Consider the following 15,110-nt stretch of genomic DNA (forward strand, 5'->3'; position numbering starts at 1 on the left):
GCTGCAATCACACCGCTTCGTGCTTTATCTCGGTCGCATCAACAATGGAGATACGAGAATGAGCTACGTGACAGACATTCCGGTGGCATCGCCGGAAATCGCCCAGGACCACTTTTTGCGCCGGCTTTCCGTCGAGACCGACTGTTCCGATGTCGCAGCAGCGCTGCGCAGCGGAGAGCCGGACTTTGTGCTTCTGCATGTGGTCGGTTCGCCTGATGCCTATGAGCGCCGCCATGTGCCGGGCGCGCTTCATCTGCCACATCGCGACATCTCGGCCGAGCGGATGGCGCAATGGCCGGCAGGCACGCTGTTCGTGGTCTACTGCGCCGGGCCGCATTGCAATGGCGCGGATCGGGCGGCCTTCAAGCTGGCCAGCCTCGGCCTGCCGGTCAAGATCATGATCGGTGGCATTTCAGGCTGGCAGGACGAGGATCTCCTCTTCGCCTTAGGCAAGGAGCCCGGTGTCCTGAGCCCATGATCGCCAGCCCGAGGTCTGTGCGCCAACCAGACAGGATCGGCAACGAGGAAAAAAGCCATGCGCAAAGCGGCGGTCACCGTCCGTCCGTTCGAGCGGCGGGATGTCGGCGCGGTGCTCGTCCTTATGCGGGCGCTCGCCGTATTCGAGGGCTATGACGACAAATTCCGCATCACCGAGGCCGACATCGTCGACCATGGGCTGGGGCCATCGCCCCGCTTCGGTGTGTTCGTGGCGGATGTCGGCGGGGCGACCGTCGGCATCGCCGTCCACTATCTCATCCCCTGGACCTACGATCTGAGGCCTGTCGTGGTGCTCAAGGAACTCTACGTGGCAGAGGCGGCGCGCGGCATGTCGGTCGGCCATGCCCTCGTGAAACGACTGCGCGACCATGCCGCCGGCATTGGCGCATCCGCCATCAAATGGACGGTGCTGCAATCCAACATGCCGGCCAAGGCTTTCTATCGCTCGCTCGACGGGCGGGCCGACGAAATCTGGGAATTCTGGCAACTGCCGATCGGTCCATGAAGGTAAGGCATCAACCTGTCGCGGCGGTCAGGATATGCTCTGACCGCCTCTACGACATCGTGTCGAGCTTGCGCTGCATGGCCGCGATCTGGCTCTTCAGCTCCTGAAGATCGTCGGATTTCTCAGGCGTTTCCTTCTTGGCCGGCTCGGTCGGGGCCGCGGCTGGCGCGGAGCCAGCTGGCGGGAACGGCGTGAACAGCCGCATGGCGTTCTGGAACATTTCCATGTTGCGGCGCGTCTGTTCTTCCAGCGCCTTGATCGGCGTTGCAATCTTCATCACGTCCAGCGGCGACTTGCCGATCGCGCCCTTCATCTGCTCGCGAAAGCGCTCCTGCTCCTTGGAAAAGGCCAGCATCGACTGTTCGAGGAAGCTTGGCACGATCATCTGCATCTGGTCGCCATAGTAGGCGATCAGCTGGCGCAAGAACGGGATCGGCAGCATGTTCTGCCCATCCTTGTTCTCCAGCTCGAAAATGATCTGCGTCAGCACCGGATGCGTGATGTCGTCACCGGTCTTTGCGTCCTGGACGGTGAACTCCTCGCCCTTCTTGACCATCTCGGCCAGATCCTCGAGCGTCACATAGGTACTCGTCCCCGTATTATAGAGGCGGCGATTGGCGTATTTCTTGATAATGATCGGGTCGTCTTTTGCGGCCATCTGCATCCTCCCCGGACACCGGCTGGCCTGAGTAAGCAGCCGGTAACGATTGCGCCTTTTCAAAGGATATGCGCAAAAGCGTCATAATTCCAAGCAGTTTGTGCAGTGCGGCATCATTTAATGCTGCAGGGCGGGCACAATATGCTGCGCAGCAATGCAAGGACCGCCGCCGTGGCAACATGCGGCCTGCTTGCGGCGCATGGGCGCCATGCCCATTTCAGGTTTGACTTGGATCATGGAAAGGGCAAGAAAAGTCGCCAACAATGCCCAAAAATACGACAGCTCGAAGTCTGGAGAAGAAAATGTCCTCTGCCAATTCCATCGTTGTCGCCAGTGCCGCACGCACGGCCGTCGGATCATTCAACGGTGCCTTCGCCGCCACCCCGGCGCATGAACTCGGTGCTGTCGTCATCAGGGAACTCTTGTCGCGCGCCGGTGTCCAGGCCGCCGAGGTCGACGAGGTGATACTCGGTCAGGTGTTGACCGCAGCTCAGGGCCAGAATCCCGCCCGCCAGGCCTCGATCATTGCCGGCCTCCCCAAGGAAACCACTGCCTGGGGCCTCAACCAGGTTTGCGGCTCCGGCCTGCGCGCCATTGCACTCGGCATGCAGCAGATCGCCACCGGCGACGCCAAGGTGATCATCGCCGGCGGCCAGGAGTCGATGTCGCTGTCGCCACATGCCGAGCACCTGCGCGCCGGCGTCAAGATGGGCGACTACAAGATGATCGACACTATGATCAAGGACGGGCTGTGGGACGCCTTCAACGGCTACCACATGGGCAACACCGCCGAGAACGTCGCGCGCCAGTTCCAGATCACCCGCGACGACCAGGACCAGTTCGCGCTCGCCTCGCAAAACAAGGCCGAGGCGGCACAGAAGGCCGGCAAATTCAAGGACGAGATCGTTGCCTTCACCATCAAGGGCAAGAAGGGCGACACCATTGTCGACCAGGACGAATACATCCGCCATGGCGCAACGATCGATGCCATGACCAAGCTGAAGCCGGCCTTCGACAAGGACGGCACCGTGACCGCCGCCAACGCTTCCGGCATCAATGATGGTGCGGCCGGCGCGCTGCTGATGAGCGAAGCGGAAGCTGTAAAGCGCGGCATCACCCCGCTGGCGCGCATCGTGTCCTGGGCAACCGCCGGCGTCGATCCGGCAATCATGGGCACCGGACCCATTCCCGCCTCGCGCAGGGCGCTGGAAAAGGCCGGCTGGTCGGTCGGCGATCTTGATCTGATCGAGGCCAACGAGGCCTTTGCCGCCCAGGCCTGCGCCGTCAACAAGGACATGGGCTGGGATCCGTCGATCGTCAACGTCAATGGCGGCGCCATCGCCATCGGCCACCCGATCGGCGCCTCGGGCGCCCGCATCTTCAACACGCTGGTCTACGAGATGCGTCGCCGCGGCGCCAAGAAGGGCCTCGCCACGCTGTGCATCGGCGGCGGCATGGGCGTCGCCCTGTGCATCGAAGCACTCTGACAAAAATATAAAGATGGGCGGCGCAAGCCGCCCCTTTGCTATCCAGTGGCTGCCAAGCCCGACAACAGGGCGATTTCAAAAAGGGGAAATGCATGACCAAGGTTGCAATCGTCACGGGTGGATCGCGCGGCATCGGCGCGGCGATCTCGATCGCTTTGAAAGCCGCCGGCTATTCGGTTGCCGCAAACTATGCCGGCAACGACGAGGCGGCGGCGAAGTTCAAGGCCGAAACCGGCATTCCAACCTACAAATGGTCGGTCGCCGACTATGACGCTTGCGCCGCCGGCATCAAGCAGGTCGAGGCCGACCTCGGCCCGGTCTCGGTGCTGGTCAACAATGCCGGCATCACCCGCGACGCCATGTTCCACAAGATCACGCGCGACCAGTGGAAAGAGGTCATCGACACCAATCTGTCCGGCGTCTTCAACATGACGCACCCTCTGTGGAACGGCATGCGCGACCGCAAGTTCGGCCGCGTCATCACCATCTCCTCGATCAACGGCCAGAAAGGCCAGGCCGGACAGGTCAACTATTCCGCCGCCAAGGCCGGTGACATCGGCTTCTCGAAGGCGCTGGCACAGGAAGGTGCCCGTGCGGGCATCACCGTCAACGTCATCTGCCCCGGTTACATCGCCACCGAGATGGTCAAGGCAATCGACGAGAAGGTGCTGAACGAGCGCATTATCCCGCAGATCCCGGTTGGCCGCCTCGGCGAACCGGAAGAGATCGCCCGCTGCGTCGTCTTCCTCGCTTCCGAGGATGCCGGCTTCATCACCGGCTCGACCATAACGGCCAATGGCGGCCAGTACTTCGCCTGAGACATTCAACGGCTTCTGACTGTAACGAGCGGACCGGGAAACCGGTCCGTTTTATCTAATGCTTTGGGCTCTCGAAACGCCCCGCTGCGACGCAATGATCGAATCCGGTACGCAAAGGTTAACGCCGGCAGAGCCGCTTGTGCGAACCCTGTGGTCAAGCCTGTGGATTGTCGGTGGATAAGCTGTTCACAACCTGAGATATTGAGGGAACAAAACGGGAAAATACGGCCGGTGCTGCTTTGTCGCCGATTCGTTCCGGCTCTGAGCGGAAATTAACGTTAATGGCCCGGAATCACCTGCAATGCCGTAACACTCAATTCAGAAAGATTAACAATTTCATAATCTTGGGTAAAGGGCATGGCGCCATTTCCTTCGTTTCCCGGCAAAGGTTAAGGACGGAGATCGCCCAGCATAAAACGGGCCAGTTCGGCGATTCAGCATGTGGTGAGACTCACGGTCAGAGAATCCACATGTAGCCGTGAACAAAAGCTGAATCTGCGGGAGTCACTGATTCGTCGCCGTTTCGTTCCAGACTCGTTCCAACTCTTAATCAGCGACCATTTTGGAGCTTGACACAGACCCGTCTCGCCGCCGACGGAACATTCCGCTTTCGCTTTCCCCCCGAAATCCCTATGTGTCGCCTGTCATACGCGCCACCCAAGGCACGCTCCCGACAAACAGAGGCCAGAAAGCCTTATTTCCAGACCGATGAACATCCAGCCGAAACACACCGAGCCGCTGATCCTGTCGGGCCGCGACGTGACCGCCGTGCTTGGGCCGACCAACACCGGCAAGACCCATCTGGCCATCGAGCGCATGGTGGCGCACGAAACCGGCGTGATCGGCCTGCCGCTCAGGCTGCTGGCCCGAGAAGTCTACGCCCGTGTCTGCGAGAAGGTCGGTGCCCACAAGGTGGCGCTGATCACCGGCGAGGAGAAGATCCAGCCGCCGGGCGCGAAATATTCGGTCTGCACAGTCGAGGCCATGCCGCGCCAGACTGACGCCGCCTTCGTCGCCATCGACGAGGTGCAGCTCGCCGGCGACCTCGAGCGCGGCCATATCTTCACCGACCGCATCCTGCATCTGCGCGGCCGGCAGGAAACGCTGCTCCTGGGCGCGGCCACCATGCACGGCATCCTGCAGCGCCTGCTCAAGGGCGTGTCGGTGGTGACGCGGCCGCGGCTGTCGCATCTCGCCTATGCCGGTTCGAAGAAGCTGACCCGCCTGCCGCGGCGTACCGCGATCGTCGCCTTCTCCGCCGACGAGGTCTATGCCATCGCCGAGCTGATCCGCCGCCAGCAGGGCGGAGCGGCCGTCGTGCTCGGTGCGCTCTCGCCACGCACCCGCAACGCGCAGGTGGCGCTGTTCCAGTCGGGCGATGTCGACTATCTCATTGCCACCGACGCCATCGGCATGGGCCTCAACCTTGATCTCGACCATGTCGCCTTTGCCCAGAACCGCAAATTCGACGGATATCAGTATCGCAATCTGACTGCCGCCGAACTCGGCCAGATCGCCGGTCGTGCCGGCCGGCATCTGCGCGACGGCACTTTTGGCGTCACCGGCCAGGTCGATCCGCTCGACGAGGATCTGATCAAGAAGATCGAAGGCCATGATTTCGAACCGGTGAAGGTGCTGCAGTGGCGCACCGCGCATTTCGATTTCGCCAGCCTCGATGCGCTGAAGCGCTCGATCGAGACCAACGCGCCGGTCGAGGGGCTGACGCGCGCGCTGCCGGCGGTCGATGCGCAGGCGCTCGAATATCTCTCCCGCGACGAGGAGATTCGCGCGCTCGCCACCGATGCCAAGCGCGTGGCGCTGCTGTGGGAGGCTTGCGCACTGCCCGACTACAGGAAGATCGCGCCGGCCCAGCACGCGGACCTCATCGCCTCGATCTACATGGACCTCGCCCGCCATGGCCATGTCGACGAAAACTACATGGCCGAGCAAGTGCGCCGCGCCGACACAACCGAGGGCGACATCGACACGCTGTCGCATCGCATCGCCCAGATTCGAACCTGGACATTCGTGTCGAACCGGCCCGGCTGGCTGGCCGATCAGGCACACTGGCAGGAAAAGACGCGCGAAATCGAAGACAGACTGTCGGATGCGCTGCATGAACGGTTGACGAAACGCTTCGTAGACCGCAGGACTTCCGTCCTCATGCGGCGCCTTAGAGAAAATACCATGCCTGAAGCCGAAATTAGCCCTACCGGAACCGTCCTTGTCGAAGGCCATCACGTCGGCGAGTTGCAAGGGTTCCGCTTCACCGCCGACCAGACCGCCGGCGGCGAAGACGCCAAGGCTGTGCGCACCGCCGCGCAAAAGGCGCTGGCCGCCGAATTCGAGGCGCGCGCTGAACGTTTCGGCGCTTGCGCCAATGGCGACCTTGCGCTTGGCTCGGATGGCACACTGCGCTGGATCGGCGCGCCGATCGGCACGCTGGTTTCAGGCGAGGACGCGCTGAAGCCCCGCCTCATATTGCTGGCTGACGAACAGCTGACCGGCCCGGCGCGCGACAAGGTCGCCGCGCGCGCCGAACGTTTCGTCAATTTCCAGATCGAGTCGCTGCTGAAGCCGCTGGTCGACTTGAAGAATGCCGACCAGATTTCCGGCATCGGCCGTGGCATCGCCTTTCAGCTGGTCGAGAATTTCGGCCTTATCAATCGCCGTGACATCGCCGAGGAGATGAAGTCGCTCGACCAAGAAGGTCGCGCGGCGCTTCGCCGGCTTGGCGTTCGCTTCGGCGCCTACCATGTCTTCGTGCCGGCGCTGATAAAGCCCGCTCCCGCCGGACTGGTGACCTTGCTGTGGGCGCTGAAGAACGACGGCAAGGACAAGCCGGGCTTTGGCGACGTCGTCCACGCGCTCGCCTCCGGCAGGACCTCGGTGGTCATCGATCCGACCTTCGACAAGACCTTCTACAAGCTCGCCGGCTACCGCAATCTCGGCCGCCGCGCCGTGCGCATCGACATATTGGAGCGGCTGGCCGACCTGATCCGTCCGGCAACCAACTGGAAGCCCGGCCTCGGCCAACGTCCGGACGGCGCCTATGACGGCCAGTCCTTCATGGTCACGCCGCCGATGATGTCGATCCTCGGCGCCACCGCCGACGACATGGAAGAGATCCTCAAGGGCCTGGGCTATCGTGCCGAGCCGAAGCCGCCCGCCGAGGTCAAGGCGCGGCTCGAAGCGCAGGACACCGCCGCACGCGAAGCGTCGGCGGCGAAGCTTGCGGCGGAAGAGGCCGCTCGCGCCGAACAGGCCAAGGCAGCCGAAGCAGCGACCGATGCGACCGCAGAGGCGGCAGTCGGGGATTCAGAACCGGCGGCTGCCGAGGCCGCTGTCGAAACTCCAGCCGAGATCATCGCGGAAACGGCAGCAGAGCCTGTCGCGGAAGAGCAGGCGAAAGCTCCGGCCGAGGACGAGCCTGCAACGGAGGCTGTCGCCGAAGCTGCCGCTGAACCTGCCGCCGAGCAAGAGGCGGAAGCCGAGTCTGTCGAAGCCCAACCAGTGGAGCCCGTTGCCGAAGCTGCGCCGGCAACGGAAGCGGTTTCGGACGAGCCTGCCGTGGTGGCCGATGCGGCCACCGACGAGCCCGCCGCGGAAGCCGAAGCGCCGAAGCCGATCCTTCTGTGGCGTCAGGGCCGTTTCGAACAGCGTCCCCGCCATCACGAAGGCCGCAACAACCGCCAGCGCAACGGACAAGCGCGCGGCCGCGGCAATGCGCCGGCCGATGCCGCTGGCGCACCTGTCACGGCTGCACCGGGAGAACGTCCCGCCCAGGAAGGGCGGCGCGACGGTGCCGGCAAGCCGCGCTTCGACCGCTCGAAGTTCAAGCCAAAGCCGGCCGCCGAAGGCGAACCTCGCCGCGAGGGCCGCCCGCAGGGCGAGCGTCCTGAACGCCGCGAAAGCCGGCCTGACTGGAAGGGTGGCAGGCCGGACGGTAAGGGTGGCCCCGATCGCGGCAAGGGCGGCGCAAAGCCGGCCTTCCAGCCGAAGCCGCGCGAAGAACGTCCGGTGCGCTTCGATCCGGATTCGCCCTTCGCCAAGCTCGCCGCCTTACGCGACCAGCTGAAGAAGTAGGCTCGGCTCGGGTTCGATGGTTGCTGAAGGCCGCCAGCGTATCGATAAATGGCTGTTCTTCTCGCGCGCCGTGAAATCGCGCTCGCTGGCGGCCAAGCTGGTAGTCGCCGGACGCGTGCGCATCAATCGCGACAAAGCAGCGCAGGCCTCCGATCTGGTCAAGCCGGGCGACGTGCTGACCATCACGCTCGACCGTCGCATTTTCGTCTGGAAGGTGCTCGGCGCCGGTGTCAGGCGCGGCCCGGCCGAGGAAGCCCGCACCCTGTATGAGGACATGTCGCCGCCGCCTGCGCCGAAGGGCGACGCCCTTCCAGATGCCATCCCGGCGCTGCGCGAGGCCGGCAGCGGCCGCCCGACCAAACGGGAGCGCCGCCTGACCGACCGCTTGATTGGCGAAGATTGAGGCGTGCCGACCGGAACGCGCGCCGCGATCTCAGGTTGACGGCGTACGCGGGACAGAACTGAACCCGGCAAACAAGACGCTCCACGCGACATCACACGCCCCCGGCGTGTTGGCTGCCTGGAATTCCATTCCGGGAACACCGAGGCCGCCGGGCACGGCCGCCCTTGCAAGCGGCGGGCAAAGGCGTTACCTCACGGAAAAAGCCCAAGAAAACTGGCCCATTGAGCTGGGGCGTCCCGGAGCCGACCGATGACCTATGTCGTGACCGACAACTGCATCAAATGCAAATACATGGACTGCATCGAGGTCTGTCCGGTCGACTGTTTCTACGAAGGCGAGAACATGCTCGTCATTCATCCCGACGAGTGCATCGACTGCGGTGTCTGCGAGCCCGAATGCCCCGCTGACGCGATCAAGCCCGACACCGAGCCAGGCCTCGACAAATGGCTGCAGATCAACACCGAATACGCCGACAAATGGCCCAACATCACCGCCAAGAAGGAAGCGCCGGCCGACGCCAAAACCTTCGACGGCGAGGCCGGCAAGTTTGAGAAATACTTCTCCGCCGAGCCCGGCGAAGGCGATTGACAATGCGGCCGTAAAGGCCGGTATTACGCTGCGTAACAGGTATGTCACATTAACCGCCTTGACAGGCGGCGCTGGCCTGTGGCCTTCGCGAATGCAGCAAAACCTTGATTCTTCCGACTTTTTGTGTTACATCAACGAAACATGCCGGTGACACAACGTCGATTTATGGCGCAGAAGCCCCAAATCACTGAAAGGTGAAAATCCCACTCCGGACCAGAGCGATCTGGGCCAGGCGGTCGCAATTCGTGCGGTTTGCCGGTCCCGGCCTTTCCGGTGGGTTCATCTGTTGTGCGGCTAACGATCGGTTTCCCCGGTCGCACGAGTTCGGGCCGGCAGGACGCCGGTACCACAACAAGGAGTTCAGGGCGTAATGGCAACGATCACCCCGCAGAAGAAGTCCACCGGAGCGCGCCACGGTTTCAAGACCGGCGAATACATCGTCTACCCGGCGCACGGCGTGGGCCAGATCGTGTCGATCGACGAGCAGGAAGTGGCTGGCCATAAGCTCGAACTGTTTGTCATCGACTTCTCGAAGGACAAGATGCGGCTGAAGGTGCCGGTCGCCAAGGCGACCTCCATCGGCATGCGCAAGCTGTCGGAAGAGGATTATGTCGAGCGCGCGCTGAAGGTCGTGCAGGGTCGCGCCCGCGTCAAGCGCACCATGTGGTCGCGCCGCGCCCAGGAATATGATGCCAAGATCAATTCGGGCGACCTGATCTCGATTTCGGAAGTCGTGCGCGACCTCTACCGCGCCGACAACCAGCCGGAGCAGTCCTATTCCGAACGCCAGCTCTATGAGGCGGCGCTCGACCGCATGGCGCGCGAAATCGCGGCCGTCAACCGCATGTCGGAAACCGAAGCCGTGCGCCTGATCGAGGTCAACCTCAACAAGGGCCCTAAGCGCGGCGCCAAGGCCGACAATGAGGAAGCCGAGCAGGAAGAAGCTGCCTGATCGCTTTCGAATTTGAATTCTGAAAAACCCGGCCTCGCGCCGGGTTTTTTGTTTTTGGGACAGGCGAGGCAAGGGCCGTGCTTACGCTTGGCCCCCGGCGTCCTTCTCGGCGTCCTTCTCGGCCTCCTGCTTCAGCGTCGCGATGAACCGCTTCGTGCGTTGCTGTTCCGGATTGCCGAACAGCACGGCGGACGGCCCCTTCTCGACGATGACGCCAGCATCGAGGAACACCGCTTCCTGCGCGATCTTGGAGGCGAGGCGCAGATCGTGCGTCGCCATCACCATGGTCGTGCCTTCGCTGGCGAGCTTGCCGAGCACATCGACCACCTCCTGCGCCAGTTCCGGATCAAGCGCCGAAGTCGGCTCGTCGCAGAGCAGCACCTTCGGCGATGGTGCGAGCGCCCGCGCGATCGCTACGCGCTGCTGCTGGCCGCCTGATAGTGTCGCCGGCCAGGCATCGGCCTTGTGCGCCATCCCGACCTTTTCCAGCAGAGCGAGCGCCCGCTCGCGCGCCTTCTCCGTCGGCCATTTCAGCACCGTCACCAGGCCTTCCATGACATTCTCGATCGCGGTGCGGTGCGGGAACAGCTGAAAATTCTGGAACACCATGCCGGTCTGCAGGCGCAGGCGCTGGATGTCCCTGGCCGAGACCTTGCCACCGGGACGGAATTCGAGCGTTTCCTCGCCGATGCGCACCGTGCCGGAGGTCGGGATCTCCAGCAGGTTGATGCAGCGCAGCAGCGTGCTCTTGCCGCCGCCCGAAGGGCCGACAAGTGCCGTGACGCTGCCTTCGGCGATGGCAACCGTCACGCCCTTCAAAACGAGATTGTCGCCAAAACGCTTTTCGATGTTGCTGAGGCCGATCATAAGCGTGCCTCCAGGAAGCCGCCATAGCGGTTGAGCCGCGTTTCCAGTCGCGTCTGCAAGGCGGACAGCACCGAGCTCAGCGCCAGATAGAGGATTGCCGCCTCGACATAGAGGATCAGCGGCTCATAGGTGGTGGCGACGATGCGCTGCGCCGCCTGGAACATCTCCGGCACGGTGATGGCGGCCGCCAGCGAGGTGTCCTTGACCAGCGAGATGAAGGTGTTGGAGAGCGGCGGCACGGCGACACGGCCGGCTTGCGGCAGGATGGTGCGCCGCATCGCCTGGCTCCAGGTCATGCCTATTGAATAGGCGGCTTCCCACTGGCCTTTCGGCACCGAGCCAATCGCTGCGCGGATGATCTCCGACGTGTAAGCGCCGATGTTGAGCGTGAAGCCGATCAGTGCCGCCGTGAAGGCGTCGAGCAGGATGCCGGCCGACGGCAAGCCGTAGAAGATCAGGAACAGTTGCACCAAAAGCGGCGTGCCGCGGAATATCCAGACATAGAAGCGCACCAGCATGACCAGCGGCTTCGGTCCGAACAGCCGGCCAAGTGCCGCGCCCAGACCGACCGTCAGGCCGAGAACGAACGACAGCAGCGTCAGCGGCACGGTGAAGATCAGCGCTGCCCACAGCAATGAGGGCAGCGAGTCCAGCATCAGTTGCAGCCAGTGCGTCACGAAGGACCCTCCAGACTAATCGAGGCGGCTTCAACGAAGCGCAAATGCAAGCCCATATCACGACAAAAGCGGCGAGCCGTCAAAGACAGCTCGCCGCCGGGCATGTCGCATGAGACCGGCCGTCGGCCGGCCCGGGAAATTACTTCGAAACGTCCTGGCCGAAATAGGTGTCGGCGATCTTCTTGTAGGTGCCGTCGGCCTTGATGTCGGCCAGCGCCTTGTTGATGGCGGCGACCAGTTCCGGATCGCCCTTGCGCACGATGACGCCGGAATAGTCGGCGTTTTCCTCTTGCGCGGCGATCTTCACATTGGCGTCGGGCTTGTGCTTCTTGAAGTCGAGGAAGGACAGGCTGTCATTGATGGTGGCGTCGGCGCGGCCGGTCAAAAGCAGCTGGATCGATTGGTCGAAGCCGTCGGTGCCGACGAGTTCGGCGCCGTTCGTCTCGGCCAGCTTGCCGAAGTTCGAGGTCAGCGACTGCGCCGACTTCTTGCCCTTGAGATCGGCGAAAGTCTTGATGTCGGTGTTGTCGCCGCGCACGATCAGCACCGCCTTGGAGGCGATGTAGGGATCGGAGAAATCATACTTGGCCTTGCGGGCGTCGGTGATGCCGACCTCGTTGATGACGGCGTCATAGCGACTGACGTCGAGACCGGCGATCAGCCCGTCCCACTTGCCCTCAAGGAACTCGGCCTTGACCCCGAGCTTGTCGGCGATCGCCTTGGCGATCTCGACGTCGAAGCCGACCAGCGCGCCGGAGGCATCATGATAGGTGAACGGCGCATAGGTACCCTCGGTGCCGACCTTGAGCACGCCAGCCTGCTTGATCTGATCGAGATTGGCGCCGGCATGACCAGCGGTGATCGCCAGGGCCTGCAGCGTTCCGGCGACGATAAGTGACTTGAGCCATTTCATTTTTCTGTGATCCCGTCCTTGGCCGGTTGCCCGGCATGCTGTGAGGGGTGGAAAATGGCAGATGCAACCGGAAAAAATAAGGAACCTGATTTCAAAAACATCGTGTTTCCGAAATCAGATTCTCGAAACGCCGTTTCTTGGCGACATTCGAAGTCGTTACTGGCCCGTGCGCACATCGTTCAAGCAAGATGATCCGCCTGGCAACAGCCAGGGAACCATTCCCGCACACCGCACGTTTTGGCTGTTCTAGGGCGCGACGCCGCGATTTCAACCGGTGCCCTGCCGAGTTCGTAACGTCAGTCATATCGCCCCAGGGAGCGCCTCATGATGCAAGACACGGCAGGACGGATCATGGTCCGCGCGGCAATGAAGGCTCCCTACCTCGAACGCGACGAAGAACATCGCCTGGCCCTGCTCTGGAAGGAAGACAAAGACCAGAACGCGTTGCACTGCATCACCGTCGCCCATATGCGGCTGGTCATTTCCATGGCCACCAAATTCCGCCATTACGGCCTGCCGCTCGGCGATCTGATCCAGGAAGGCCATGTCGGCCTGCTTGAGGCCGCTGCCCGCTTCGAACCCGAACGCGAGGTCCGGTTTTCGACCTATGCGACGTGGTGGATCCGGGCCTCGATGCAAGACTACATCCTGCGCAACTGGTCGATCGTGCGCGGTGGCACCAGTTCGGCGCAAAAGGCGCTGTTCTTCAACCTGCGACGGTTGCGCGCCCGGCTGGCGAATGGCGCCGAACCCCTGTCGAACTCGACGCTCTATCGCGAAGTGTCGGTAGCGCTTGGCGTGTCCGAGGCTGATGTGGCGATGATGGATTCACGTCTTTCGGCGCCGGACTCGTCGCTGAACGCGCCGCTTGCCGAAGATACGGGGGCAACCGAGCGGATGGACTTCCTGGTCTCCGACGACCCGCTGCCCGATGAGATCGTCGGTGACAAAATCGATGTCGCGCGCCGCTCGCGGTGGTTGAAAGAGGCGCTTCACGCTCTCAACGCACGAGAACTCAGGATTATCGAGGAGCGCCGGCTGAACGACGAGGGCGCGACGCTCGAATCCCTCGGCGAGACACTTGGTATCTCCAAGGAACGCGTGCGCCAGATCGAGGCCCGAGCCATGGAAAAGCTCAAGGTCGCGCTGGTGGCGCAGAACCCGGAATTCATGGCTGCGTAGGCAGGCAGGTTGTTTCCACGGTGCGTCAAAGGGCGCCGCGTGGACGCGGACTACTTATCGGTGACGATCTTGACCTTGTCGCCGGCCGAAACCGCGGCCCCTGGCGACAGTGCGTTGAGCACCCGGAACAGGTCGAGCTTGCGATCGACGCCGACCATCTGCGCGGAGAGCGAGCCCATGGTCTGGCCCGGCTGCACGGTGAGCACGCGGATATGCAGCGGCTTCAAGGCCGCCTTTTCTTCAGGGCTGAGGATACGGAACGACCCGCTGACCGAGCGCGCCACAGTGTCCAGCGAGGTGCTGGCCGAAGGTGCGGCGGTCAACAGCCGGTAGACCTGGCCGCCGGCGCGGATCACCGCGATGTCGAACTGCCAGCCTTCCGCGCCGGCATGCGCGGTCGCGGCCTCGTTGCCGTTGATGGTTTCCTGCTTGACGGTGCTGTCGACGAGACCGGCAACCCAGCCGCTTCTGATATAGTCGGTCAGCGCCCGGTTCTTGTCGATCGAAACGCCGTCGAAGCGGATCGCTATGTCGCCCGGCCCGGTCGCCGTCACCGCCGCCGCCGAATTGTCGATGATGAAACCGTCGGGGACCGTGAACGACACGCCGAGCCCCGGATGCAGGAAGGTCTCGCCGCGCACATAGCCTTCCTCGGGCGTGTCGCCATAGAGCAGCCCGTCTATGCCGGCGAGGAAGGAATCGCGGTCACGCGTGCCGAAGCCGGGCGCGCCGAACTGGCGGGCGTGGCGCTGCGCCAGGTCGATACGCTGCGGCGTGTTGGGGTGCGTGGCCAGGAAGTCGAGGCTCGCGTCGGTGGCACCTGATATCGAGCGGAAATCGGTATAGGCCGACATCGACTGCAGGAAGCGGCCGGCGGCGTAAGGATCGTAGCCCGCTTCACCAATCGACTTGATGCCGATGGCGTCGGCTTCCAGCTCCTGGTTGCGCGAGAACTGCGCCAGCCGGAGCTTGCCGCGGATCAGCGCCGCCTTGGCGGTCGGGCTGTCGCCCAGCACGTCCGAGACCACCTTGGTCGCTAGGCCTTCCTCGGCTTCGAGCTGCTGACGCTGCAAGCCGTGATTGGCGGTGACGTGGCCCATCTCATGCGCGATGACGGCGGCAAGTTCGGACGAATCATTGGCCAACGCCAACAGGCCGCGCGTGATGTAGAGATAGCCGCCCGGCAGCGCGAAGGCGTTGACGTTGGGCGAATTGAGGATGGTGATGCGGTAGGTCTGGGTCGGGTTGGCCGACACCACGGTCAGATTGCCGACGACCTTGGCGACCATTCGCTCAAGCTTGGGGTCGGAATATTCGCCGCCATAGGTCGCCAGGATGCGCGGATGCTGCGCCTTGGCCATTTCGGCGAGCTTGCTGTTGGCGCCGACATTGTCGACTGTGATAGGCTTGTCGGACGGCTGGAAGCCGGATTCCTGGACGTCCGGCGGCGTGAACATCTGGCAACTTGCCAAGGCC

14 protein-coding genes are annotated in these 15,110 nt (G+C 63.1%); 9 read left to right on the forward strand and 5 right to left on the reverse strand.

Annotated elements, in window-relative coordinates:
• Positions 1–58 precede the first annotated feature (58 nt).
• Positions 59–478: a rhodanese-like domain-containing protein gene (locus tag A3A9_RS0113120; RefSeq protein ID WP_027059186.1), complete on the forward strand. Its 420-nt coding sequence runs from the start codon at positions 59–61 to the stop codon at positions 476–478.
• Positions 479–535: 57 nt separating this feature from the next.
• Positions 536–1,003 carry a GNAT family N-acetyltransferase gene (locus A3A9_RS38745; protein WP_051370890.1) on the forward strand — a complete coding sequence of 156 codons (468 nt, stop codon included), beginning with the start codon at positions 536–538 and terminating at the stop codon, positions 1,001–1,003.
• A gap of 49 nt (positions 1,004–1,052) precedes the next feature.
• On the opposite strand, the gene phaR is transcribed toward A3A9_RS38745, so the two are convergent.
• On the reverse strand, positions 1,053–1,661 hold the full coding sequence (gene phaR, locus A3A9_RS0113130; protein WP_027059187.1) for a polyhydroxyalkanoate synthesis repressor PhaR: 609 nt from the start codon (positions 1,659–1,661) through the stop codon (positions 1,053–1,055).
• Positions 1,662–1,963: 302 nt separating this feature from the next.
• Between phaR and A3A9_RS0113140 the strand changes: the two genes are divergently transcribed.
• The 6 genes from A3A9_RS0113140 (at position 1,964) to A3A9_RS0113165 (ending at position 9,995) form a co-directional block, all read left to right on the forward strand.
• Positions 1,964–3,148, forward strand: coding sequence for an acetyl-CoA C-acetyltransferase (locus A3A9_RS0113140; RefSeq protein WP_027059188.1), 1,185 nt, complete (start codon positions 1,964–1,966; stop codon positions 3,146–3,148).
• Between the two features lie 92 nt (positions 3,149–3,240).
• Positions 3,241–3,966, forward strand: coding sequence for an acetoacetyl-CoA reductase (gene phbB / locus A3A9_RS0113145; protein WP_027059189.1), 726 nt, complete (start codon positions 3,241–3,243; stop codon positions 3,964–3,966).
• Positions 3,967–4,674: 708 nt separating this feature from the next.
• Positions 4,675–8,052 (forward strand): helicase-related protein, encoded by a 3,378-nt coding sequence (locus A3A9_RS0113150; protein WP_027059190.1) that lies wholly within the window; start codon positions 4,675–4,677, stop codon positions 8,050–8,052.
• Between the two features lie 16 nt (positions 8,053–8,068).
• Positions 8,069–8,455: an RNA-binding S4 domain-containing protein gene (locus A3A9_RS0113155; protein WP_027059191.1), complete on the forward strand. Its 387-nt coding sequence runs from the start codon at positions 8,069–8,071 to the stop codon at positions 8,453–8,455.
• Between the two features lie 249 nt (positions 8,456–8,704).
• The gene (fdxA, locus tag A3A9_RS0113160) at positions 8,705–9,043 is read left to right on the forward strand and encodes a ferredoxin FdxA (protein WP_027059192.1); all 339 of its coding nucleotides are present in this window, start codon (positions 8,705–8,707) and stop codon (positions 9,041–9,043) included.
• A 370-nt stretch (positions 9,044–9,413) separates the two neighbouring features.
• Complete coding sequence (locus tag A3A9_RS0113165) at positions 9,414–9,995, forward strand: CarD family transcriptional regulator (protein WP_027059193.1); 582 nt, start codon at positions 9,414–9,416, stop codon at positions 9,993–9,995.
• A gap of 81 nt (positions 9,996–10,076) precedes the next feature.
• On the opposite strand, the gene A3A9_RS0113170 is transcribed toward A3A9_RS0113165, so the two are convergent.
• The 3 genes from A3A9_RS0113170 to A3A9_RS0113180 all read right to left on the reverse strand — a co-directional run bounded on the left by A3A9_RS0113170 (position 10,077) and on the right by A3A9_RS0113180 (position 12,452).
• On the reverse strand, positions 10,077–10,862 hold the full coding sequence (locus A3A9_RS0113170) for an amino acid ABC transporter ATP-binding protein (RefSeq protein ID WP_027059194.1): 786 nt from the start codon (positions 10,860–10,862) through the stop codon (positions 10,077–10,079).
• Positions 10,859–11,539: an amino acid ABC transporter permease gene (locus A3A9_RS0113175; protein ID WP_027059195.1), complete on the reverse strand. Its 681-nt coding sequence runs from the start codon at positions 11,537–11,539 to the stop codon at positions 10,859–10,861. Before A3A9_RS0113175 ends, A3A9_RS0113170 begins: the two co-directional genes overlap by 4 nt.
• A gap of 139 nt (positions 11,540–11,678) precedes the next feature.
• Entirely contained in the window at positions 11,679–12,452 is a 774-nt protein-coding gene (locus A3A9_RS0113180; protein WP_027031585.1) for an amino acid ABC transporter substrate-binding protein, read from the reverse strand.
• A gap of 324 nt (positions 12,453–12,776) precedes the next feature.
• On the opposite strand from A3A9_RS0113180, the gene A3A9_RS0113185 reads away from it, so the two are divergent.
• Entirely contained in the window at positions 12,777–13,634 is an 858-nt protein-coding gene (locus A3A9_RS0113185) for an RNA polymerase factor sigma-32 (protein WP_027059196.1), read from the forward strand.
• 50 nt (positions 13,635–13,684) lie between these two features.
• Here the strand turns inward: A3A9_RS0113185 and A3A9_RS0113190 are convergent, their stop codons facing one another.
• Positions 13,685–15,091 (reverse strand): M48 family metalloprotease, encoded by a 1,407-nt coding sequence (locus tag A3A9_RS0113190; RefSeq protein WP_245279028.1) that lies wholly within the window; start codon positions 15,089–15,091, stop codon positions 13,685–13,687.
• Positions 15,092–15,110 lie beyond the last annotated feature (19 nt).

It is taken from the genome of Mesorhizobium loti CJ3sym (genome assembly GCF_000472785.1).
GTDB classification, from domain to species: Bacteria; Pseudomonadota; Alphaproteobacteria; order Rhizobiales; family Rhizobiaceae; genus Mesorhizobium; species Mesorhizobium loti_E.

Coding starts and splice junctions, on each gene's coding strand:
- A3A9_RS0113120 (WP_027059186.1), top strand. CDS start 59: ATGAGCTACGTGACAGACATTCCGGTGGCATCGCCGGAAATCGCCCAG.
- A3A9_RS0113155 (WP_027059191.1), top strand. CDS start 8,069: ATGGTTGCTGAAGGCCGCCAGCGTATCGATAAATGGCTGTTCTTCTCG.
- A3A9_RS0113165 (WP_027059193.1), top strand. CDS start 9,414: ATGGCAACGATCACCCCGCAGAAGAAGTCCACCGGAGCGCGCCACGGT.
- A3A9_RS0113140 (WP_027059188.1), top strand. CDS start 1,964: ATGTCCTCTGCCAATTCCATCGTTGTCGCCAGTGCCGCACGCACGGCC.
- fdxA (WP_027059192.1), top strand. CDS start 8,705: ATGACCTATGTCGTGACCGACAACTGCATCAAATGCAAATACATGGAC.
- A3A9_RS0113190 (WP_245279028.1), bottom strand. CDS start 15,091: ATGTTCACGCCGCCGGACGTCCAGGAATCCGGCTTCCAGCCGTCCGAC.
- phbB (WP_027059189.1), top strand. CDS start 3,241: ATGACCAAGGTTGCAATCGTCACGGGTGGATCGCGCGGCATCGGCGCG.
- A3A9_RS0113150 (WP_027059190.1), top strand. CDS start 4,675: ATGAACATCCAGCCGAAACACACCGAGCCGCTGATCCTGTCGGGCCGC.
- A3A9_RS0113170 (WP_027059194.1), bottom strand. CDS start 10,862: ATGATCGGCCTCAGCAACATCGAAAAGCGTTTTGGCGACAATCTCGTT.
- A3A9_RS0113185 (WP_027059196.1), top strand. CDS start 12,777: ATGATGCAAGACACGGCAGGACGGATCATGGTCCGCGCGGCAATGAAG.
- phaR (WP_027059187.1), bottom strand. CDS start 1,661: ATGGCCGCAAAAGACGACCCGATCATTATCAAGAAATACGCCAATCGC.
- A3A9_RS38745 (WP_051370890.1), top strand. CDS start 536: ATGCGCAAAGCGGCGGTCACCGTCCGTCCGTTCGAGCGGCGGGATGTC.
- A3A9_RS0113180 (WP_027031585.1), bottom strand. CDS start 12,452: ATGAAATGGCTCAAGTCACTTATCGTCGCCGGAACGCTGCAGGCCCTG.